Origin of the sequence: Streptosporangium heterodermiicola, assembly GCF_051390675.1 — a bacterium.
Classification (GTDB): Bacteria; Actinomycetota; Actinomycetes; order Streptosporangiales; family Streptosporangiaceae; genus Streptosporangium.
The window spans coordinates 228679-249570 of the sequence record NZ_JBPJSR010000003.1 but is presented as its reverse complement, the minus strand read 5'-3'; the positions used below and the strand labels follow the sequence as shown (position 1 = coordinate 249570).

Below are 20892 nucleotides of genomic sequence, written 5' to 3'. Positions count from 1 at the left end.
GGTGCCCCCATCTTGTCGGTCTCGTTCGCGCCCGGCCGTTGCGCCGGTCGATCCCGACGGTCCGGCATGTCTCACGGCTTCGGATCTCGCGGATCCCGACGTCCGTCGCACTCCCCGAGCCGGGGTGTCGCGACGACCATTAGAGGGGAAGCCCCCTCGCCGTACGACGCCGACGGGTCAGCGCTCGACCTCGCCGCGGATGAACTTCTCCACGTAGTCGCGCGCCTCGTCGTCGGAGTACTGCTCCGGCGGTGACTTCATGAAGTACGAGGAGGCCGACAGGATCGGCCCGGAGATGCCCCGGTCGAGGGCGATCTTGGCGGCGCGCACCGCGTCGATGATGATTCCGGCGGAGTTGGGGGAGTCCCAGACCTCCAGCTTGTACTCCAGGTTGAGGGGAGTGTCGCCGAAGGACCTGCCCTCCAGGCGCACGTACGCCCACTTGCGGTCGTCGAGCCACGGCACGTGGTCCGACGGGCCGATGTGCACGTCGGCCTTCTGCATCTCGTGCGGGATCTGCGAGGTGACCGACTGGGTCTTGGAGATCTTCTTGGACTGCAGGCGCTTGCGCTCCAGCATGTTCATGAAGTCCATGTTGCCGCCGAAGTTCAGCTGGTACGTGCGGAGCAGCTCGACGCCGCGGTCCTCGAACAGCTTGGCCATCACGCGGTGCGTGATGGTCGCCCCGACCTGCGACTTGATGTCGTCGCCGACGATCGGGACCCCGGCGTCGACGAACTTCTGGGCCCACGTGGGGTCGGAGGCGATGAACACGGGCAGCGCGTTGACGAACGCGACCTTCGCGTCGAGGGCGCACTGGGCGTAGAAGCGGTCGGCCTCCTCGGAGCCCACCGGCAGGTAGGAGACGAGGACGTCGACCTGGCTGTCCTTGAGGACCTGGACGACGTCGACCGGGGCCTCGTCGGACTCCTCCACCATCTCCCGGTAGTACTCGCCGAGACCGTCGTAGGTGGGGCCGCGCTGCACCGTCACGCCGAGCGGCGGCACGTCGCAGATCTTGATCGTGTTGTTCTCCGAGGCCACGATCGCCTCGGACAGGTCACGCCCGACCTTCTTGGCGTCCACGTCGAACGCCGCGACGAACTCCACGTCACCGACGTGGTAGTCGCCGAACTTGACGTGCATCAGGCCCGGCACCCGGGCACCGGGGTCGGCGTCCCGGTAGTAGTGCACGCCCTGAATGAGCGACGTGGCACAGTTGCCTACACCGACAATGGCTACGCGCACCGAACCCATGGCACTCGCTCCCCTTTGTTCTTTCTCAGTGGTCAGTTCTCTTCCGGGGTGGCGTGCCGCCCCGTCGTGCCCGTCCCTGGCGCGGGCGCCCTGGACGTCTCATCTCGCGCGGGCCGCCGTTCCCCCTCCGGCGGCGATGCTCGCCGTTCGGTGGCGATCAGCTCATTCAACCAGCGCACTTCGCGTTCGACCGACTCCAGACCGTGACGCTGGAGTTCGAGGGTGTAGCTGTCCAGACGTTCGCGCGTACGGGCGAGTGCCGTGCGCACGGCGTCCAGACGCTCCTCCAGCCGGCTGCGGCGGCCTTCGAGGATGCGCAGGCGCACCTCGGCCTCGGTGTGCCTGAAGAAGGCGAAGTGCACGCCGAAGCTCTCGTCCTCCCAGGCGGACGGGCCGGCCTGGGTGAGGAGTTCCTGCAGGCGTTCCTTGCCCTCCGCTGTCAGCTTGTAGACGATCTTCGAACGGCGGCCGGGGAGCACGATGGCGCTGTCGGCGGCCGTGGAGGCCGCGGCGGCGTCGCCGTCTTCGACGATCAGCCCGTCGGTGAGCAGCTGACGAAGGCACGGGTAGAGGGAGCCGTAGGAGAACGCCCGGAACATGCCGAGCAGGGCGTTGAGCCGTTTGCGCAGCTCATAGCCGTGTAACGGGGTCTCGTGCAACGACCCGAGCACGGCCAGCTCCAGCACGCCGCCACGTCCGCCGGCCACTGGAAACCACCACCTCTCGCGTCGATGTATCGAACCGATACATCGACAGGATACGTCCATCCAACATAAGGCTGCAATCAGCGACTTTCCCAAGTGGTTGGGAGCAAACGACAAAAAGGCCGTAGTCTGGCGCGTATGTGGTCACAGCAGGCGGTCGTGGGACACGGTCCTCGCGCGGCGTGGACCGCTTTCCAATACCCGGAATTCCGCGTCAACCTGGGAGAGGTCTGCCAAGGTTGTCGCTGGAACCACCCGACGATCTCGTTCGTCACCGGGAATGGAGATCCACCCGAATAGGCCGGCTACCAGTGAGCCAAGGCGGCGAGATCTCCGGTGGTCAGGAGGTAGTCTCGCCCGCCTGCACGCCGTCGTAGACCCCGATGACCGAACGAGGACGCGTGAGTTACAGCCACAGCAATGACCCGGAGCCGGACGGGCGCCAGGAGGGCGCCGACGGGTCGGCTCGCCAGGGGCGGCGCCGTCGCTCAAGCCCAGGAGCCGCTCCCCGTGCAGTTCCCCCCTCACAAAATCCCCAAACCGACGCAGGCTGGGATTCTTCCCGGCAGGCACCGCAGGGCCGGCCGCCACAGGGAGCGGGAGCCGATCCCCGGACCGCGATGATGCCCCAGCCGGGGCCCCAGTCCGGCGGGATGCCCTACCCCGGCGCCGCGTCCCAGCAGCCCGGCGGACCGCCCCGGCGCGACGCGGGCGCCCCCGGCGGCATGCCGCCTCGCGGCCCCGGTGGTCCTGGCGGCCCAGGCGTTCCCGGTGGTCCCGGCGTTCCCGGTGGTCCCGGTGAGATGCGCCGCCGCGACACCGACCCGACCGGCCGCCGTGCCGAGGCCGCCTTCGAGGACACCCAGGCGATGCTCGCCGCCCAGGCGGGCGGCGGGCGTTCCGCCGGTTCGAGGCCGGGCGAGGGCGGGCGCAGGCGCCGAGGGCGTGGCGCGAGCGGTCCCGCCGCGGGCGGACCGGGCGGCCCCGAGGGCCCGGGGGGCCCGGGAGGCGGCGGTCCCGAGGACGACGACGAGCCCAAAGCCAAGAGGTGGACGCGCTTCCTGCCCAACTGGAAGATCGTCATGGCCAGCTTCGTGGTCCTCAGCGCGGGCGTCTTCGGCATGATCGCGGTCGCCTACGCCAACACGCCCATCCCCGACTCCACGCAGGACAGCGCGGACGACCGGGGCAGCGTGATCTACTACCGCGACAAGAAGACCGCGATCGCGCGGCTCGGCGTCCAGCGCACCCCGGTGAAGCTCTCGCAGATCCCCAAGCACGTCCAGGACGCGGTGATCGCCCTGGAGAACCAGACCTTCCGCACCGACAGCGGCATCGACATCGCGGGCATGGCCCGCTCGCTCTGGAGCACCGTGAGCGGCACCCAGCTCCAGGGCGCCTCGACCATCACCCAGCAGATGGCGCGCGGCTACTACGAGGGCCTCAGCCAGGAGGTCTCGATCCAGCGCAAGATCAAGGAGATCTTCGTCTCGGTCAAGCTGAGCAAGGAGAAGACCAAGGACGAGATCCTCCAGGAGTATTTCAACCTCGTCTACTTCGGCCGCGGCGCGCACGGCATCCAGGCGGCGGCGAAGACGTTCTTCAACAAGAACGTCGGCGAGCTGACCCCGCAGGAGGGCGCCTACCTGGCCGCCCGGGTTCAGAACCCGAGCGCCTTCGACGTCCAGGAGAAGGCGGGCGACTACTCCGCGATCAAGTGGCGGTTCAACGCCGCGATCAAGAACATGGGAGAGCTCGACCCCACCGCGTACGGCAAGTACGCGGGAAGCTCCTTCGACGACCTGAAGTTCAAGAAGGTCGCGATCGGAAACACCTACAAGGGCCTCAAGGGCTACATGCTCAACATCGTCCTCCGGGAGCTCAAGGGGCGGAACATCACCCAGGAGGAGCTGGAGACCGACGGCTACAAGGTCTACACCACCTTCGACGAGAAGATGATGAAGGAGGCGCAGAAGGCGGTGAAGGCCCGCACCGCCGGGCTGGACCGGACCATCCACGCCAGGGTGGCCTCGGTGGACCCGAAGAACGGCCGGGTGCTCGCCTTCTACAGCGGCGACGACTTCGTCAACGACTCCGTCAACCGCGCGTTCGACTCCACCAAGCAGGCGGCGTCGGCGTTCAAACCCTACGTGCTCGCGGCCTGGCTGGAGAACGACAAGTCGCTCGACAGCCTGGTCGACGGCGTACGGACGATCAAGATGCCCGGCACCACCCCGATCGGCAACTCGGGGAACCAGGCGTTCGGGCCGATCGACATGGTCAAGGCCATGGCCAGCTCGGTCAACACCGTCTTCGCGCAGATGGGCGAGGAGGTGGGCCTCGACGAGGTGGCGAGGATCGCCAAGGAGGCGGGGGTCGGTGAGACGACCAAGTACAACCCCCTCTACCAGCGCAAGAACGCGGTCGACTACGCGGTCCAGGAGCAGAAGTACCAGGTCACCATCGGCAGCGCCTCGGTCACCGCGGTCGAGCAGGCCAGCGGTTACGGGATCTTCGCCAACGAGGGCAAGCACTTCGGCTGGCACACCGTCACCAAGGTGACCACGGTCGACGGCGGTCTCGTGCTCCCCGAGCAGATCGTCGAGAAGCAGGTCATCACCCCCGAGACCGCGGCCGATACGACCGTCGCGCTGCAGCAGGTCGTCAGGGGCGGCACCGGCGGCGCCGCCAACCTCGGCACGCGGCCGGTGGCCGGTAAGACCGGCACGAACAACGGCTACAAGGACGCCTGGTTCGTCGGCTTCACCCCGCAGATCGTCACCGCGGTCGGCATGTCCAACGACGTGCCCTACAACAGGACCGGAACGCGCAAGCTCAAGGTCAACAAGTACGGCCTGCCGAACCCGAAGATCAAGAACGAGAGCATCCTCTGGAAAGAGGAGGGCATGCCCGAGTTCATCGGCGGCGGCGGCACCCCGACCCAGATCTGGCACGACTACATGCAGGCCGTGACCGCCAAGGACGAGGTCATGCAGTTCCCGCCGAGGGCCAACACCGGCACGCGGAACAACCTGGTCACGCCCACCCCGACGCCCAGCCCGACGCCGACGATGGACGACACCAACCCGTTCCCCGACGAGAACGGCGACGACGGCGGCTGGCAGAACGACGACAACGGCGACGGCGGCGAGCAGGGCGAGCCCGAAGGCAACGAGTGCCTGCCCTGGGACGGCTCGTGCGACATCGGCACCGACGACAATCCGAGCGACGATCCGCCGAACGGCGAGGTGGAACAGAACGGCGGGCCTGACACGTTCGGCGCCCCCGGCACACCGGGCGCGGCCGTCGTCCCGACACCCTCCGCGAGCGGACGACGTCCCTGATGAAGAATCTCCTGTCGCCGCGGAGCCCGCTGCCCGAGTTCGGCACCCGGGCCATCCCGTACGTGCCCCTGGCCCTGTTCGCGGGGCTGGGGGCGGTCCTGGCCTGGTTCTGGAAGTGGCCGTGCCGCGTCGACGGGGCATGGAACCACGGGACCCTGCAGTTCACGAACTTCTGTTACACCGACATCTATCCCCTGTGGTGGAACGAGAAGCTCAACGAGGGCAAGATCCCCTATTTCGACTATCCGGTCGAGTACCCCGTCGGCATCGGCGGGATCATGGAGTTCTTCCGCCGGATCGTCACCCCGATGAGCGACCAGGGGACGGCGTTCTACGACCTCACCGTCATCCTGATGGCGATCTGCCTGATCGTCGGCGTGCTGCTGATGGCCACGCTGGCCGGTCCCGCCAGGCGCTGGGACGCGCTCTGGTACGCCCTGGCCCCCGCGCTGATCCTCACCGCGTACATCAACTGGGACCTGGCGGCCAACGCCCTCGCGCTGGGCGCGCTGCTGGCCTGGTCGAAGCGGAGGCAGTGGCTCGCGGGCATCCTGCTCGGCCTGGCGATCGCCACCAAGTTCTACCCGCTGATGTTCCTCGGCCCGCTGTTCCTGCTGACGCTGCGCACCGGCAGATGGGTACCGTTCCTCAAGACGATCGGCGGCGTCGCGGGCGCCTGGCTCGTCGTCAACGTGCCGATCATGGTCTTCGCCTTCGACGGCTGGAAGAGGTTCTACGTCTTCAGCCAGGAGCGACCGGCCGACTGGGGCTCCATCTGGTACTTCTTCAACCAGAAGCAGTGGCCGATCCTGGGTGACTCCGAGCTCCTCGACAAGCTGGGCGTCGTCTCGCTCGCCGCGTTCTGCCTCGCGATCGCCGTGATCACCCTGACGGCGAAGACCCGTCCCCGCCTGATGCAGCTGTGCTTCCTCACCCTGGCGGCTTTCATGCTGACCAACAAGGTGTGGTCGCCGCAGTACGTGCTCTGGCTGATCCCCTTCGCGGTGCTGGCCAGGCCGGGCTGGAAGCCGATCGCGCTCTGGCAGCTCGCCGAGTGCTGGTACTTCTTCGCGATCTGGCTGTATCTCGTCGGCATCCAGCCGGGCAACGAGGCCCTGGGCATCGCGGGCGACACCTACTTCACCGCAGTGTGGGCCCGCGCGATCACCATTCTGATCATGATGGCGTTCGTCGTACGGGACATCTTCGTCCCGGACAAGGACGTGGTCCGCGAGGACGGGACCGACGACCAGGCGGGCGGCGTCTTCGACGAGGCACCCGACCGCTTCCGGCTCGCGCTCTCCTAACGCCTGGACGGGGGACGTCCGCCGGGTTCGGTGGGTTCGGTGGGTTCGGCGGCTCCGGTGGGGTGAGGGTGTTCGTCGAGCGTCCGGCGAGGTTACAGGACCGGATCGAGCGTCCGGCGAGGTGGCAGGAGGCGGGAGTGGGGCTGTTCAGCGAGCGTCCGAGTCTGGCGGTCCGCCGAGATGATCCGGGACAATCCGACCTTGTGACCACTCCTCCAGCTCCCCCACAGGACGCTCCCCCGCGCGACACCCCTCCGCGCGACACCGCGACGGAAGGGCTGCTGCTCTGGCTGGCCTCCCGCCTGGGAATCGTCGTCCTGGTCGCCGTCGGCGCCCAGGCGCTGATGGAGGGCGACGCCCTGCCGAAGCCGTTCCTGGAGCGCTGGCGCAACTGGGACGCGGGCCTCCTCGTCACCATCGCCGAGCACGGCTACGACGGCGCCCCGGGCAGCGAGCCCGACAAGGGGTTGCCCGCGTTCTTCCCCGGGATGCCGCTGATGCTCCGCGCGGCGCATCTCGTGATCGACGACTGGACGCTCGCCGGTCTGCTCATCTCCCTGGTGGCCGGTGCCGTCGCGATGGCGGCGCTCGCCAGGCTGGCCGAGTTCGAGGGCCCGGAGGGGACCGGCAGGCGCGCGGTGCTGGCGCTGCTGCTCTGGCCGATGGCGGTGTTCCTGTTCGCGGGCTACAGCGAGTCGCTCTTCCTGGCCTTCGCCGTCCCCGCCTGGCTCGCGGCTCGCCAGGGCCGCTGGCCGCTCGCCGCGGCCCTCGCGGCGGGCGCCTCCTGCGTGCGCATCACCGGCCTGTTCCTCGCCGTCGCGCTGATCGTGGAGTTCCTCGTCCGCAGGCAGCCCGTGCGGCAGGCGGCGTGGCTGCTCCTCCCGTTCGTGCCACTGGGGCTCTACTCCGCGTACCAGTACTCCCGTACGGGCGACTGGCTGGCCTGGAAGACCGCGCAGGAGGCCGGCTGGGGACGCCATCTGGTGTGGCCCTGGGAGTCGCTGATCACGACCTGGAACGCCACCGCGGGCGACGGACGGTTCGCCTGGGCGTTCCGGTTGGAGATCGCGGGGGCGATCGTCGGGGTGGGGCTCGTGCTGGTCCTGCTCTACCTGCGGAGATGGAGCGAGTTCGTCTACGTGGGGCTCCAGGTGGGTGCCCTGCTGTGCTCCGCCTACTATCTGTCGGTCCCGCGCTCGGCGCTGCTGTGGTGGCCGCTCTTCATCCTCATCGCCCGGGCGAGCGGCGGGCCGGCGCCGTGGCGACGATGGATCATCGTCGTCTACGCCCTGGTGGTGGGCCCGTTGATGGCGCTCAACGTGTTGATCTTCGCCGACGGGGCCTGGGTGGGCTGAACGGCGGGGAAGGCTCCTTACCCACTCTCCGGGAAAAGTAATCCCATGAAGTTATCCACAGGCTGTGGATCAATTCTCGCCCCGGAGCCACGTCGGAGCCTCACCTGGGCCTTCCTCCCGAAGGTTCGTTCTAGAGCTTCGTTTTAGAGCTTCGTCCTGAGGGTTTTAGAGCTTCGTCCTGAGGAAGGCGATGTCCTCGGCCTGGCCGTCGAAGGGGGTCTCCACCACGATCGGGGCGTTCGCGCTCCGGCACACCCCCAGGATGAGCTCCGGGTCGATCTGGCCCGCGCCGAGGCTCGCGTGCCGGTCGGCGCCTGAGTCGAAGGCGTCGCGCGAGTCGTTGCAATGGATCAGGTCGATCCTGCCGGTGATCGCCATGACCCGCTCGACCACGTCCGCCAGGTCCTCGCCGCCCGCGTGGGCGTGGCAGGTGTCGAGGCAGAAACCCACGTCGAAGCCGTCGAGCGCGTCCCACAGCCGGGCGACGCGTTCGAGCTTGCGCGCCATCGCGTTGCCGCCGCCCGCGGTGTTCTCGATGAGCACGGGGACCTCGTGCTCCTCCAGGCGCTCGAACACCTTGCGCCAGTTGTCGAAGCCCTTCCGCGGGTCGTCCCCGGCGCCGACGTGCCCGCCGTGGACGATCAGCCCCCGCGCGCCCAGTTCGGCCGCCGCCGCGAGATGCGCGCTCAGCAGCTTGCGGCTGGGGATGCGCACCCGGTTGTTGGCGGTCGCCACGTTGATCACGTAGGGGGCGTGGACGTAGACCTCCACGTCCGAGTCCTTGATCTCCCGTGTCTTCTCGCCGATGACCGGGGCCTTCCACCCCTTCGGGTCACCGAGGAAGAACTGCACGACCTCGGCGTCGCGTGACCTGGCATGCGCCAGCGGGTCGTCCTGATCGACATGAGCTCCGATAAGCGGCATGTATCCGAGAGTAGCCGTTTCAACGCCGAGGGCTTGGGCAGTCGCAGGTCGCGCCCCACCGCCCGCCCCCACGGGCCAACCCCAAGGAGTTCCAAGTGGCTGCTCGCTATCGCAGAGGGATCAGTCTCATCGGCCTCATCTACATCCTGATCGGCATCTACGTCGCCTGGGTGTACGACTACATCACCCCCGCGCTCCTGAAGGACATCGCGGAGGCCCTGCTCGCGGTCTTCCTGTGGTTCCTCGTCCTGCTGGGAGTGGACCTGCGCCTGGCGGGTTAGCCGTTCCCGGTCTTAGTCGTTCCCCGTCCACGTGCCGCGCGATCCGGCCGGGCCACTCGGCCCGGCCCTCGCCGTTGTGGCCCTGGTCAGGTCCGGGCTTCCGGGATTCGGGACCCTGGGCCCGGGGAGCTCAGGGCAGGAAACCCCCGTGGCGGATGCCGAAGGCCACACCCACGAACGAGGCCACGATGCCCACGATGTTCAGCGCGCGCTCCGGCCTCGTCGCGGAGATGTACTGGGAGTAGAGGCCGCCGAAGAATCCCAGCACCCCCAGGAACGACGCGACGGAGTGCGCGGAGGGGATGAATCCGGCCACGAAGGCGATCAGCCCGCAGAGGATCGTAGCGACGCTCAGCACGTTCTCCAGGGGGTGGCGCCGCCCGTCGCTGTTCAGCCTGAACCGGGACGGCCCGCTCCGGTCGCGTCCGGACGTGCGCGGCATCTCCACCACCCCCTTCCCCCAGAATTCGTGAGGACGTACCCGTTTCCCCTGATGGGGACGTGCCCGGCGAGGTGACGGCCCAACCCTTGCCGGACTGGTAGGCTGGCACGGCTACGTCGAATGGGTGTGTCATGGCCCACCCTCCACCCCGAGCGCCGAAATGGGAGCCCGAGGTGGCGTACGTCAGCGTCCTCCTGTCACGGCACGGTGTCGTGACCGCAAGAGTCCAGAGGAGGTTGGAAGTCAGCATGCGCCGTTACGAAGTGATGGTCATTCTTGACCCCTCGCTCGATGAGCGTACGGTCGCCCCTTCCCTCGACCAGTTCCTCACGGTCGTCCGCAACGACGGCGGCACCGTGGAGAAGGTCGACGTGTGGGGTCGCCGCAGGCTGTCCTACGACATCGCGAAGAAGCCCGAGGGCATCTACGCCGTCATCGACCTGAGCGCCGAGCCCGCCACGGTCAAGGAGCTCGACCGGCAGATGAACCTCAACGAGGGAATCCTGCGCACCAAGGTCCTGCGCCCGGACGTGCACTAATCTCCGGCATTCTGTCGGACGGCAGCCGTACTCTGAGCCGATAACCAGCGAAGGCCGCAGGAAGGGCAGCGCTAGCCATGGCAGCAGGCGACACCACGATCACCATCGTCGGCAACCTCGTCGACGATCCGGAGCTGCGCTTCACCCCCACGGGGCAAGCGGTGGCCCGGTTTCGCATCGCGTCCACTCCGAGGTTCCTCGACAAGACGACCAACGAGTGGAAAGACGGCGAAGGCCTGTTCCTGACCTGCAACGTCTGGCGGCAGGCGGCGGAGAACGCCGCCGAGAGCCTCCAGCGCGGCATGCGGGTCATCGTTCAGGGGCGGCTCCGTCAGAGGTCTTACGAGACCAAGGAAGGCGAGAAGCGCACCGTTTACGAGGTCGAGGTCGACGAGGTCGGCCCCTCCCTGCGTAACGCGACCGCCAAGGTCAACAAGACCGCCCGTCAGGGCGGTGGCGGCGGTGGCGGCTTCGGCGGCGGCCCCGCCAACGACCCGTGGGCCTCCGCGGCGCCGGCCGCACCGCAAGGTGGCGGCTTCTCCGGCGGCGGCGGCGGCAACAACTACGGGGGCGGCGGCGGTCAGCAGCAGCAGGGTGGCGGCGGCTTCGGCGGCGGCGACTTCAGCGACGAACCGCCCTTCTAGGGACGCTCCTCCGGGACGGCCACCACCGCGTCCCGACATCCCAGTCCATATCCGCAGCGACCATTCCCGCCTGACGGCGGGGCTCTGAAAGGAGCACCACGATGGCCAAGCCGGCACTGCGCAAGCCTAAGAAGAAGGTTTGCCTGTTCTGCCACGACAAGATCTCCTACGTCGACTACAAGGACACGGCGCTGCTTCGGAAGTTCATCTCCGACCGCGGCAAGATCCGTGCCCGCCGGGTGACGGGCAACTGCACCCAGCACCAGCGTGACGTGGCGACCGCTATCAAGAACGCTCGTGAGATGGCGCTCCTGCCGTACATGAGCACCGCGCGCTAAGGAGGTCCGGACAGATGAAGCTCATTCTCACCAGTGAGGTCACCGGCCTCGGCGCTCCCGGTGACATCGTCGAGGTCAAGAGCGGCTACGGCCGCAACTTCCTGCTTCCCCGCGGCTTCGCGATCCTCTGGTCGCGCGGCGGCGAGAAGCAGATCTCCTCGATCAAGAAGGCCCGCGACGCCCGCGAGATTCGCGACCTCGGCACCGCCAAGGAAGTCGCCGGCCAGTTGAAGGCCCTGAAGGTGGTCCTGAAGACGAAGGCCGGCGAGTCCGGCCGTCTCTTCGGCTCCATCACCACGGGTGACGTCGCCGAGGCGGTCAAGGCCGCCGGTGGCCCCCTGCTCGACCGCCGTCGCATCGAGATCGCCTCCGCGATCAAGAGCCTCGGTTCCCACCGGGTCAGCGTCAAGCTGCACCCGGAGGTCTCCGCGTCCCTCGATGTCGAGGTCGTCGCGGCCTGACAGGCCCCGTGTGACAAGGGCCCCTCCCCGCTCACGGGGAGGGGCCCTTGTCCTTTTCCCGAGTCTCCGAGTCTCCGAGTCCCTGAGTTCTCGGGTTCCCGAGTCCCGGAGTTTCCGGGTCCCCGGGCCGCAGTCCCCTTCCCGGCCCCTCTCCGTCCTTCCCCGGTCCTTCCACGGGCCCGTACGGGCCGGTGAAAACCCTCTTTTCCGCCGGGGAAATTTCATATTCTGATACCCCGTTACCCCAGGTCACCGCGAGTACATACAATTCGGGAACCGTTGCTTCGCCCTGGAGGTTTTGTCATGGTCCGTCCCTCGACGCTGTTCGCGCTCGGTGCCCTCGCGGCGACCGCGGTAGCCTGTGCGCCGGCCTCGGAAACGACGACCCAGGCGAGCCCCGCGTCCTCAAGCGCCTCCGGCGCCGCCTCCACGGCCGCGAGCGCCTGCGCCAAGGACAGCCCCGCGCTGAAGACCCCGGGCAAGCTGACCGTCGGCACCGACAAGCCTGCCTACGACCCGTGGTTCAGCGACGACGACCCGGCCAACGGCAAGGGCTTCGAGAGCGCGGTCGCCTACGCCATCGCGGGCCAGCTGGGCTTCGCCAAGGAAGACGTCACCTGGGCCACGGTGAAGTTCGACTCCGCGTTCGCGCCGGGCGCCAAGCAGTTCGACTTCGACGTCAACCAGGTCTCGGTCACCCCCGACCGGGCCAAGGTCGTCGACTTCAGCAAGGGCTACTACACGGTCAAGCAGGCCGTGGTCGCGCTGGACGGCTCCAAGGTCGCCTCCGCCACGGACCTGGCGGGCCTGAAGGACGCCAAGATCGGCGTGCAGATCGGCACCACCTCGCTGCAGGCGGTCAAGGACGTCATCAAGCCGTCGTCCGAGCTCAACGTCTACAACGAGCAGATCGACGCCGTCAACGCGCTGAAGAACAAGCAGGTCGACGCCGTGGTGGTGGACCTGCCCACCGCCTTCTACGTGACCGCCGCCCAGGTCGAGAACTCCAAGATCGTCGGTCAGTTCGGCACGGCCTCCGGGGAGCCCGAGGTCTTCGGCGCGGTCTTCGAGAAGGGCAGCCCGCTGGTGGGCTGTGTCGACGAGGCCATCGACAAGCTGACCGCCTCCGGTGAGCTGGCGAAGATCGAGACCGAGTGGCTCGGCTCCGCCGCGGGCGCGCCGGAGCTGAAGTGACCCTGGCGTACTCTCCGGCGTCGCGGACGCGGGTGTCCACGAGCAGAACCCGGGCGCGGAGCGCGTACGGTCCGCGTCACGGTGGCGCCCGATGAGGAACGACGAGCGCCTGGAGGTTCCCACCGGCTGGGAGAAGAGCGAGCGGCAGGTCGAGCGGGAGCGGCTCCGCAGGAGGTCGTCGATCCGTTCGGGCTCCGTCGCGACGGTCTCGACGATCCTCGTGATCGTCCTGCTGCTCTGGCTCTTCACCACTTCGCCCGGCTGGCCCCGGGTGCGGGAGACGTTCTTCGACCTCGACCAGTTCACCGGGGCGCTGCCGGACGTGCTGAGCGGGTTCCTGCTCAACATCAAGATCTTCCTGATCGCCGAGCCGCTCATCCTCGTGGTGGGACTGCTCGTCGCGCTGGCCCGCAACCTCACGGCGCCGGTGTTCTTCCCGCTGCGCGCCGTCGCGGTGATCTACACCGACGTCTTCCGCGGCGTGCCCACGATCCTCGTCATCTATCTCGTCGGCTTCGGCCTGCCCGCGCTCGGCCTGCAGGGCACGCCGACGGACCTCGCGACGCTGGGCATCATCGCGCTCACCCTCTCGTACGGCGCGTACGTGGCGGAGGTCTTCCGGGCCGGGATCGAGTCGGTGCACCCCAGCCAGCGGGCCGCCGCCCGGTCCCTCGGGCTGAGTCACGGCCAGACCATGCGCTACGTGGTGGTGCCGCAGGCCGTGCGCAGGGTGGTGCCGCCGCTGCTCAACGACTTCGTCTCGCTGCAGAAGGACACCGCGCTCGTCGCCACGATCGGTCCCCTGGAGGCGCTGCGGCAGGCGCAGATCCACGTCGCCAGCACCTTCAACTACACCCCCTACCTGGCGGCGGCGCTGCTGTTCATCCTGCTCACCATCCCGATGGCCCGCTTCACCGACTACCTGGCGGCCCGCTCGCAGCGGCGGCGGGGCCAGTGAGCGGGCGGATCGGGGCGTACGGCGGCAGCGCGCCCGATGAGACGGCGGCGGCGGTACGGGAGGAGAGGGCATGAGCCTGCTGGCCATCGAGGGCCTGTGGAAGAACTACCGCGGCCACAGCGTGCTGCGCGGCATCGACCTGGAGGTCGAGCCGCACGAGGTGGTCTGCCTGATCGGCGCCTCCGGCTCCGGCAAGTCCACCCTGCTGCGCTGCGTCAACCTGCTGGAGACCGCCGACGACGGCACGATCACCCTGGACGGTGAGGAGATCACCGACGCCAGGACCGACCCCGACGACGTGCGCAAGCGCATGGGCATCGTGTTCCAGGCGTTCAACCTGTTCCCGCACATGAGCGTGCTGGACAACATCACGCTGGCGCCGCGCAAGGTGCACGGGACGGGCAGGACGGAGGCCGAGGCGCAGGCCCGCGACCTGCTGGCCAGGTTCGGTCTGGCGGACAAGGCGGGCGCCTACCCCGACCAGCTCTCCGGTGGCCAGCAGCAGCGTGCCGCCATCATCAGGGCCCTGGCCACCCGGCCCCGCCTGATGCTGCTGGACGAGGTCACCTCGGCCCTGGACCCGGCGCTGGTCAAGGAGGTGCTCGGGATCATCCGGGAGCTCAAGGAGGGGGGCATGACCATGGTCCTCACCACCCACGAGATGGGTTTCTGCCGCGAGATCGCCGACACCGTCTGCTTCCTCGACGGCGGCGTGCTCCTGGAACGAGGCACCCCTGAGCAGATCTTCACCGACCCTCGCGAGCCCCGCACCAGGGAGTTCGTGCAGAGCGTCATCGACGCCCGGCGCCTCTGACCTCTTCCCGCCTCAGAGCCTTCGAGCCTCAGAGCCTCAGAGCCTTCGAGGCGCGCGGTCTCAGCGGCGGTGCCTGCCGCGGGGCCCGGCGGTGGATCCGGAGCCGGGACCCCCGGGAGGACCGGGAGGACCGGTTGGCCCGGGCGGCCGGGGCGGGCCCGTCCATCCGTCCCCGGGCCCGTACTGGTACGGCCCCGGGGACGGACGTACCGGAGGCTCAGGGACGGGCCGCGCCGTCGCGGCGAGCACGCTGTTGCGCCTGCCGTACACCAGGTAGACCAGCACGCCGAAGGCCATCCAGATGATGAAGTACAGCCAGGTGATGAGCTGCAGGTTCACCATGAGCCACAGACAGGCGAGGATCGAGGCGATCGGCACGCCGGGAGAGAGCGGGGTGCGGAAGCCCCGGGGCAGGTCCGGCATCGTCTGCCGCATCCTGACCACCCCGGCGGCCACGGCGATGAACACGAACAGGGCACCGATCACGACCAGCGGTTCGAGCGTCAGCACGTCCACGAACTCGGCCAGCAGGATCGCGAGGAAGCCGATGATCAGCGTGACCCTCGTCGGGCTGCGGTAACTACGGTTGATCTTGGAGAGCGAGCGGGGGATCAGCCCGTCGCGCGCCATGGAGAACAGCACACGGGTCAGGCCGACGAGCAGCACCAGGACGACGGTGGTGAGACCGAGCACCGCCCCGATGTTGATGACGTGCACCATGAAGCCCTCGCCCGCCTCGCGGAAGGCACTGGCGAGCGGCGCGTCCGCCGCGATCTTGTCGTACGGGGTCATCCCGACCATGATCACCGCGACCGCGATGTAGATGACCGTGGTGAGCACCAGCCCGCGGATGATGCCCTTCGGGATCGACCGGGGGGCGTCCTCTGACTCCTCGGCGGCGGTGGCCACGACGTCGAAGCCGATGTACGCGAAGGTGATGGCCGCCGAGGCGGCGAAGATGCCGAACCAGCCGAACGTGCCCGTCTGGCCGAGGAGGAGGCCGAGCAGCGGGGACTGCAGACCCTCCTCGGCCTTCTCGGCGGGCACCGCCGGCACCGGGATGGCCGCGAGGTTGCGCTGGTCGAAGTGGAGGGCGCCGATCACGATGACCGCGCCGATGGCCAGCAGCTTGGCGACCACGATGACCCACAGGGTGCGCAGTCCGACCCGGGCCCCCAGAGCCACCACGGCCGTGAGGATCGCCAGGATGAACAGCGTGAACAGGTCGAAACCCGTGGTCTGGCCGACCATGCCCGCGATCACCTCGGGAAGGCGCACGCCGAGGTCGGTGAGCATCTGGGAGGCGTAGAGCGACCAGGCGCGGGCCACCGCGGCCGTGGCCAGCAGGAGTTCCAGGACCAGCGCCCAGCCCACGATCCAGGCCCAGACCTCGCCGAAGATGACGTAGGTGAAGGTGTAGGCGCTTCCCGAGCTCGGCATGGCGGAGGACAGCTCCGCGAAGCAGAAGGCCACGAGCAGGCTGCTGATTCCCGCGATCATGAAGGAGAGGATCACGCCCGGTCCCGCCATGTTCGCCGCCTGGCGGGCGGCGAGGCTGAAGATGCCCGCGCCGATCATGACCCCGACACCGAGGACGATGAGGTCCGCCCCGCGATAGGCCGTGGGGAGGCCGTGACGCGCACCGGTCAGTCGGCCTGTGGCACGGTCCGGCGGCATGCGGCGAACGATCGACGAGGAAGCACCTTCGGGCACGACGTGACCAATCGTGGTGGGTTGATAACCCTATATTGTGGGACTCGCTTCACAGTGCCGCAGGGGAGTTGCGCTGGACAAGGGCTAGCCGGTCACGTGGTGGACACCACCGTGTCACGCCCTGATCACCCGCCCGGCGAACACCGTCCGTCACAGGTGAACCGCCCGCCGTCGCGCCGTCCCGGCCTCCGTCCGGTGCGTCCGGCCGACCTCCGGGGCCGACGATCCGGCCGCCGATTCAGCCGCCCACCACCAGCCACGCCCTGCCGTACGCCCGCGTCGACAGGGTGAGCAGCCGGGCCGTCATCCATAGCCCGAGCGCCAGCCAGAGCGCCACCAGGCCGTCGCCCCGCAGGTCCACCAGGAACGCGGCGGGCAGGTAGGCGATCGTCGTCCACACCCCCGCCCAGGCGAGGTAGCGCCCGTCTCCGGCCCCGATCAGCACGCCGTCCAGCACGAACACCACCCCGGCGACGGGCTGCAGGACGGCCACCACCCAGAGCAGGTCGAGCAGCTCCGCCGCGACGACGGGACCCGCGTCGAACAGCGCGGGCACGAACGGCCTGGCCAGCACGATGAGAAGGCCGAGCAGCACGCCCGAGCCGACTCCCCAGACCACCATCCGCCCGGTGGCGCCGCGGGCTCCCGCCACGTCGCCGGCGCCCAGCGCGCGGCCGGTGATCGCCTGCCCGGCGATGGCGATCGCGTCCAGGGCGAACGCCATCAGGGTCCAGATCCTGATGGCGACGGTGTGCGCCTCGATCTGCGACTCCCCCATACGGGTGGCCGCGGCGGTCGCGACGGCCAGCACCAGCTGGAGGCACGCCGTACGGATGATCAGAGCGATCCCGGCCGAGCCCGCCGCCCGCACGCCCGCCAGGTCGGGGCGGAACGGCGCGCGGTACCGGACGAGGATGAGGAGGAGGTAGACGGCGGCGGCGAGCGACTGGGCCAGCACGGTGCCCCAGGCCGAGCCCGCGATCCCCCAGCCCAGTCCCAGGACGAACACGACGTTGAGCACGGCGTTCAGCGCGAAGGCCCCCACCGACACCAGCAGCGGGGTGGCGGTGTCCTGCATGCCGCGCAGCACGCCCGTGCCCGCGAGCACCAGCAGCATGGCGGGTACGCCCAGCAGGCTGATCCGCAGGTAGGTGACCGCCTGCCGGGCGAGTTCGCCCTCGGCGCCGATCAGGTGGACCAGCGAGGGGGCGAGCGGCCAGACGACCACGATGATCGCCAGTCCCACCCCGGCGGCCAGCCAGAGGCCGTCCACCCCCTGCCGGAGCGCCCGCCCGGTCTCGCCCGCCCCGATCTGCCGGGCCACCGCCGCGGTCGTGCCGTACGCCAGGAACACGCACAGTCCCACGAGGAAGCTCAGCACCGTGCTCGCCACCCCCAGGGCGCCGAGCGCGGGGGCGGGCAGGCGGCCGACGACGACGGTGTCGGTCAGCAGGAACAGCGGTTCGGCCACCAGGGCACCGAACGCGGGCAGCGCGAGCCGCAGGATCTGCCTATCGTGGTCGCGCCCCGATCCATCGGACCGGCCGGATCGACCCGTCCGATCGGACCGATCGGACCGGCTGGATCGACCGGGTCGGCCGGATCGACCGGGTCGGCCGGATCGAGGAGTAAGAGGCACCCGTCCATTGTGCCTCTTACCTCTGAATGGATCTTCGGCGGGATGAACCCGTCAGGACGTGCCATCGGGGGCGACTTTCGGCGTGTCGCCCAAACTTTCTTTTCTCCACAGGCGGTGGATGATGTTTCCGCTGGTCAGAGCGTTATCCACAGCTGTGGACAAGAGTTATCCACAGCACTGTCCCCAGGGTGCCCACACCTCTGGGGAAGAAGTGCACAGCTTATCCACACCTCTGTCGACAGGCCGCGTTGCCAGCCGGGCGCGAAGCGGCGAAACTGTCACCCCGATCGGCTACAAATAGAGATAGCGTAACTGTGTTCGAAAGAGGGGGTGTGTGGTGAGCATCGCGGAGCCGCCGGTCTTCGAGCCGAGATTCGAGCGCACCCCACCGAACAACATCGAGGCCGAGCAGTCGGTCCTGGGCGGCATGCTGCTGTCCAAGGACGCCATCGCCGACGTGGTCGAGATCCTGCGGTCAGACGACTTCTACCGTCCGGCCCACCAGATCATCTACGACATCATCACCGACCTCTACGGCCGCGGCGACCCCGCCGACGCCGTCACCATCCTCGACGAGCTGCAGAAGCGGGGCGAGGTCGCCAGGATCGGCGGCGGCGCCTACCTCCACACGCTGACCGCCGTCGTCCCGACCGCGGCCAACGCCGGTTACTACGCGAGGATCGTCCGCGAGCAGGCCATCCTCCGCCGCCTGATCGAGGCGGGCACCCGCATCGTCTCCTACGGCTACGGCGGTCAGGACGAGGAGGTCGACGACCTCGTCGACCGCGCGCAGGCGGAGATCTACAAGGTCACCGAGCGCCGCACCTCCGAGGACTACATCCCGCTGGCCGACATCATGCCGGGCGCCCTCGACGAGCTGGAGGCCATCGGCGGCCGGAGCGGCCAGATGGTCGGGGTTCCCACCGGCTTCCAGGACCTCGACTCCCTCACCAACGGCCTGCACCCCGGCCAGATGATCGTTGTGGCCGCCCGCCCCGCCATCGGCAAGTCGACTTTGGGGCTGGATTTCGCGAGATCTGCCGCTATCAAGCACGGCATGACGACTGTGGTGTTCTCGCTGGAAATGTCGCGTAATGAGATCACGATGCGTCTGCTGTCGGCCGAGGCGCGGGTGGCGTTGCACGCCATGCGATCGGGCACGATGACCGACGACGACTGGGCCAAGCTGGCCCGGCGGATGGGCGAGGTGGCCGAGGCCCCGCTGTTCATCGACGACTCGCCCAACATGTCGATGATGGAGATCAGGGCCAAGTGCCGCCGCCTCAAGCAGCGCAACGACCTGCGGTTCGTCATCATCGACTATCTGCAGCTGATGTCCTCGCCGAAGAAGACCGAGAGCCGCCAGAACGAGGTCTCCGAGATCTCCCGGGCCATCAAGCTCCTCGCCAAGGAGCTGGAGGTCCCGGTGATCGCGATCTCCCAGCTCAACCGTGGCCCCGAGCAGCGGACGGACAAGCGGCCCATGGTCAGCGACCTTCGCGAGTCCGGGTGTCTCACGGCGGACACCCGGATTCTCCGGGCCGACACCGGCGCGGAGGTATCCCTGGGAGAATTGCTGGAGAGCGGGGAGCGTGACATTCCCGTGTGGTCGCTGGATGAGCGGCTGCGACTCACCCAGCGAACCATGACCCATGTGTTCCCGAGTGGAATGAAGGAAGTCTTCAGGCTTCGGCTGAGGTCCGGGAGGGAGATCAAGGCAACAGCGAATCATCCCTTCATGACCTACGACGGATGGCGTCCCCTGGGCGAGCTCCACCCAGGGACCCGACTGGCTGTGCCTCGTCACGTACCGCCCCCCGAGCGGGTCCGAGAATGGCCGGAAGACGAAGTCGTCATGCTGGCGCATATGATCGGTGACGGATCGTTCGTGAGGTCCCAGCCGATACGCTATGCCAGCAGGGACGAGGCATGCCTCGAAGCGATGACCAATGCGGCAAGCCACTTCGGTGTCACCGCTGTCCGGGATGAATACGAGGCTGCCCGGGTAACCACTCTGCGTCTTCCCGCGCCCTATCGCCTGGCCCGCGGCAAGAGAAATCCGATCGCTGCCTGGCTGGACTCACTTGGACTCTTCGGGTTGAGAAGCCATGAAAAGTATGTCCCTGAAGAGATCTTCTCCCTACCCAATCGTCAGGTCGCTCTTTTCCTACGCCACCTGTGGGCAACCGATGGCTGTGTCTGGTGGGATGAGAAGGTCGGTCGGGCACGGATTTACTACGCATCCACCAGTCGTCGTCTGGTCGACGACGTCGCTCGGCTTCTTCTGCGCTTCAACGTGATGACCAGGGTGAAGAAGGTCCAAAAAGGCGAACACCGGCCGGGATATCAGTTGCTTGTTCACGGCTCGGAGAATCAACTTCGTTTCATCGATGACATTGGTGTTCACGGCGCACGTTCGGCACAGGCGGAGCGGTGCGTCACCGCACTGCGTGGGATGACAGCGAACACCAACCCGGACACCGTGCCTCGCGAGGTCTGGGACAAGGTACGGAGCATACTGGTGGAGCAGGGAACAACCCATCGCGAGTTCTCGGCTCAACTCGGCACCCAGTTCTGCGGGAGTGCCATGTGGAAGCGTGCCCCAAGCGGTGGACGCTTGAGAAGGGTGGCGACAATTCTCGACGATGCCCAGCTGGAGATGCTTGCCACCAATGATGTCTTCTGGGATGAAGTCATCTCCATCGATCCCCAGGGCGAGGAGGCTGTCTTTGACGCCACCGTTCTGGGCACTCACAATTTTGTGGCGAATGGCATCGGCGTTCACAACTCGATCGAGCAGGATGCCGACATGGTCATCTTGCTGCATCGGGAAGACGCCTACGAACGTGAGTCGCCCAGGGCGGGCGAGGCCGACCTGATCGTGGCCAAGCACCGTAACGGCCCCACCGCCACGGTCACCGTGGCGTTCCAGGGCCACTACAGCCGTTTCGTCGACATGGCCCCTCACTAGAAGCTCC

General features: G+C 68.1%; 18 protein-coding genes. 12 read left to right on the top strand and 6 right to left on the bottom strand.

Annotated elements, in window-relative coordinates; all coding sequences use genetic code 11:
• Nucleotides 1–177: 177 nt before the first annotated feature.
• Nucleotides 178–1257: an inositol-3-phosphate synthase gene (locus tag ACSC1Q_RS08285; RefSeq protein WP_350968666.1), complete on the bottom strand. Its 1080-nt coding sequence runs from the start codon at nucleotides 1255–1257 to the stop codon at nucleotides 178–180.
• A gap of 32 nt (nucleotides 1258–1289) precedes the next feature.
• Complete coding sequence (locus tag ACSC1Q_RS08280) at nucleotides 1290–1964, bottom strand: PadR family transcriptional regulator (protein WP_436758064.1); 675 nt, start codon at nucleotides 1962–1964, stop codon at nucleotides 1290–1292.
• Between the two features lie 620 nt (nucleotides 1965–2584).
• Here ACSC1Q_RS08280 and ACSC1Q_RS08275 point away from each other — a divergent pair.
• From ACSC1Q_RS08275 to ACSC1Q_RS08265, 3 genes are all read left to right on the top strand, one after another.
• Entirely contained in the window at nucleotides 2585–5305 is a 2721-nt protein-coding gene (locus tag ACSC1Q_RS08275) for a transglycosylase domain-containing protein (RefSeq protein WP_436758063.1), read from the top strand.
• The gene (locus ACSC1Q_RS08270) at nucleotides 5305–6612 is read left to right on the top strand and encodes a glycosyltransferase family 87 protein (RefSeq protein ID WP_436758062.1); all 1308 of its coding nucleotides are present in this window, start codon (nucleotides 5305–5307) and stop codon (nucleotides 6610–6612) included. The genes ACSC1Q_RS08275 and ACSC1Q_RS08270 overlap by 1 nt, the downstream gene beginning before the upstream one ends.
• A gap of 203 nt (nucleotides 6613–6815) precedes the next feature.
• Nucleotides 6816–7967, top strand: a complete 1152-nt coding sequence (locus ACSC1Q_RS08265) for a putative hexosyltransferase (RefSeq protein ID WP_436758061.1) — start codon at nucleotides 6816–6818, stop codon at nucleotides 7965–7967.
• Nucleotides 7968–8132: 165 nt separating this feature from the next.
• On the opposite strand, the gene ACSC1Q_RS08260 is transcribed toward ACSC1Q_RS08265, so the two are convergent.
• The gene (locus ACSC1Q_RS08260) at nucleotides 8133–8891 is read right to left on the bottom strand and encodes a deoxyribonuclease IV (protein ID WP_436758060.1); all 759 of its coding nucleotides are present in this window, start codon (nucleotides 8889–8891) and stop codon (nucleotides 8133–8135) included.
• A gap of 95 nt (nucleotides 8892–8986) precedes the next feature.
• On the opposite strand from ACSC1Q_RS08260, the gene ACSC1Q_RS08255 reads away from it, so the two are divergent.
• Nucleotides 8987–9172, top strand: a complete 186-nt coding sequence (locus tag ACSC1Q_RS08255; protein ID WP_344744214.1) for a hypothetical protein — start codon at nucleotides 8987–8989, stop codon at nucleotides 9170–9172.
• Between the two features lie 130 nt (nucleotides 9173–9302).
• Here ACSC1Q_RS08255 and ACSC1Q_RS08250 read toward each other — a convergent pair whose 3' ends face one another.
• Nucleotides 9303–9614 carry a hypothetical protein gene (locus ACSC1Q_RS08250; protein WP_436758059.1) on the bottom strand — a complete coding sequence of 104 codons (312 nt, stop codon included), beginning with the start codon at nucleotides 9612–9614 and terminating at the stop codon, nucleotides 9303–9305.
• A 248-nt stretch (nucleotides 9615–9862) separates the two neighbouring features.
• Between ACSC1Q_RS08250 and rpsF the strand changes: the two genes are divergently transcribed.
• The 7 genes from rpsF (at nucleotide 9863) to ACSC1Q_RS08215 (ending at nucleotide 14562) form a co-directional block, all read left to right on the top strand.
• On the top strand, nucleotides 9863–10153 hold the full coding sequence (rpsF, locus tag ACSC1Q_RS08245; protein ID WP_030919721.1) for a 30S ribosomal protein S6: 291 nt from the start codon (nucleotides 9863–9865) through the stop codon (nucleotides 10151–10153).
• 77 nt (nucleotides 10154–10230) lie between these two features.
• Nucleotides 10231–10797, top strand: a complete 567-nt coding sequence (locus tag ACSC1Q_RS08240; RefSeq protein ID WP_436758058.1) for a single-stranded DNA-binding protein — start codon at nucleotides 10231–10233, stop codon at nucleotides 10795–10797.
• Between the two features lie 101 nt (nucleotides 10798–10898).
• Complete coding sequence (rpsR, locus tag ACSC1Q_RS08235) at nucleotides 10899–11135, top strand: 30S ribosomal protein S18 (RefSeq protein ID WP_012895699.1); 237 nt, start codon at nucleotides 10899–10901, stop codon at nucleotides 11133–11135.
• Between the two features lie 14 nt (nucleotides 11136–11149).
• Nucleotides 11150–11596 carry a 50S ribosomal protein L9 gene (gene rplI, locus ACSC1Q_RS08230; RefSeq protein WP_436758057.1) on the top strand — a complete coding sequence of 149 codons (447 nt, stop codon included), beginning with the start codon at nucleotides 11150–11152 and terminating at the stop codon, nucleotides 11594–11596.
• A gap of 303 nt (nucleotides 11597–11899) precedes the next feature.
• Nucleotides 11900–12790 carry an ABC transporter substrate-binding protein gene (locus ACSC1Q_RS08225; RefSeq protein WP_436758056.1) on the top strand — a complete coding sequence of 297 codons (891 nt, stop codon included), beginning with the start codon at nucleotides 11900–11902 and terminating at the stop codon, nucleotides 12788–12790.
• A 91-nt stretch (nucleotides 12791–12881) separates the two neighbouring features.
• Nucleotides 12882–13748 (top strand): amino acid ABC transporter permease, encoded by an 867-nt coding sequence (locus ACSC1Q_RS08220; protein ID WP_436758055.1) that lies wholly within the window; start codon nucleotides 12882–12884, stop codon nucleotides 13746–13748.
• Between the two features lie 70 nt (nucleotides 13749–13818).
• A complete protein-coding gene (locus ACSC1Q_RS08215) occupies nucleotides 13819–14562 on the top strand; it encodes an amino acid ABC transporter ATP-binding protein (RefSeq protein WP_436758054.1) in 744 nt (247 codons plus the stop codon).
• A 60-nt stretch (nucleotides 14563–14622) separates the two neighbouring features.
• Here ACSC1Q_RS08215 and ACSC1Q_RS08210 read toward each other — a convergent pair whose 3' ends face one another.
• Nucleotides 14623–16239: an APC family permease gene (locus ACSC1Q_RS08210; RefSeq protein ID WP_436758053.1), complete on the bottom strand. Its 1617-nt coding sequence runs from the start codon at nucleotides 16237–16239 to the stop codon at nucleotides 14623–14625.
• A gap of 274 nt (nucleotides 16240–16513) precedes the next feature.
• The gene (locus tag ACSC1Q_RS08205) at nucleotides 16514–17782 is read right to left on the bottom strand and encodes an MATE family efflux transporter (protein ID WP_436758364.1); all 1269 of its coding nucleotides are present in this window, start codon (nucleotides 17780–17782) and stop codon (nucleotides 16514–16516) included.
• A gap of 469 nt (nucleotides 17783–18251) precedes the next feature.
• On the opposite strand from ACSC1Q_RS08205, the gene ACSC1Q_RS08200 reads away from it, so the two are divergent.
• Nucleotides 18252–20885, top strand: coding sequence for a replicative DNA helicase (locus ACSC1Q_RS08200; protein WP_436758052.1), 2634 nt, complete (start codon nucleotides 18252–18254; stop codon nucleotides 20883–20885).
• Nucleotides 20886–20892: the final 7 nt, after the last annotated feature.

Excerpts from the sequence above, each read along its gene's own strand:
- ACSC1Q_RS08285 (WP_350968666.1), bottom strand. The coding sequence starts at position 1,257 with ATGGGTTCGGTGCGCGTAGCCATTGTCGGTGTAGGCAACTGTGCCACG.
- ACSC1Q_RS08275 (WP_436758063.1), top strand. The coding sequence starts at position 2,585 with ATGCCCCAGCCGGGGCCCCAGTCCGGCGGGATGCCCTACCCCGGCGCC.
- ACSC1Q_RS08270 (WP_436758062.1), top strand. The coding sequence starts at position 5,305 with ATGAAGAATCTCCTGTCGCCGCGGAGCCCGCTGCCCGAGTTCGGCACC.
- ACSC1Q_RS08260 (WP_436758060.1), bottom strand. The coding sequence starts at position 8,891 with ATGCCGCTTATCGGAGCTCATGTCGATCAGGACGACCCGCTGGCGCAT.
- ACSC1Q_RS08250 (WP_436758059.1), bottom strand. The coding sequence starts at position 9,614 with ATGCCGCGCACGTCCGGACGCGACCGGAGCGGGCCGTCCCGGTTCAGG.
- rpsF (WP_030919721.1), top strand. The coding sequence starts at position 9,863 with ATGCGCCGTTACGAAGTGATGGTCATTCTTGACCCCTCGCTCGATGAG.
- ACSC1Q_RS08240 (WP_436758058.1), top strand. The coding sequence starts at position 10,231 with ATGGCAGCAGGCGACACCACGATCACCATCGTCGGCAACCTCGTCGAC.
- rpsR (WP_012895699.1), top strand. The coding sequence starts at position 10,899 with ATGGCCAAGCCGGCACTGCGCAAGCCTAAGAAGAAGGTTTGCCTGTTC.
- rplI (WP_436758057.1), top strand. The coding sequence starts at position 11,150 with ATGAAGCTCATTCTCACCAGTGAGGTCACCGGCCTCGGCGCTCCCGGT.
- ACSC1Q_RS08225 (WP_436758056.1), top strand. The coding sequence starts at position 11,900 with ATGGTCCGTCCCTCGACGCTGTTCGCGCTCGGTGCCCTCGCGGCGACC.
- ACSC1Q_RS08220 (WP_436758055.1), top strand. The coding sequence starts at position 12,882 with ATGAGGAACGACGAGCGCCTGGAGGTTCCCACCGGCTGGGAGAAGAGC.
- ACSC1Q_RS08215 (WP_436758054.1), top strand. The coding sequence starts at position 13,819 with ATGAGCCTGCTGGCCATCGAGGGCCTGTGGAAGAACTACCGCGGCCAC.
- ACSC1Q_RS08210 (WP_436758053.1), bottom strand. The coding sequence starts at position 16,239 with ATGCCGCCGGACCGTGCCACAGGCCGACTGACCGGTGCGCGTCACGGC.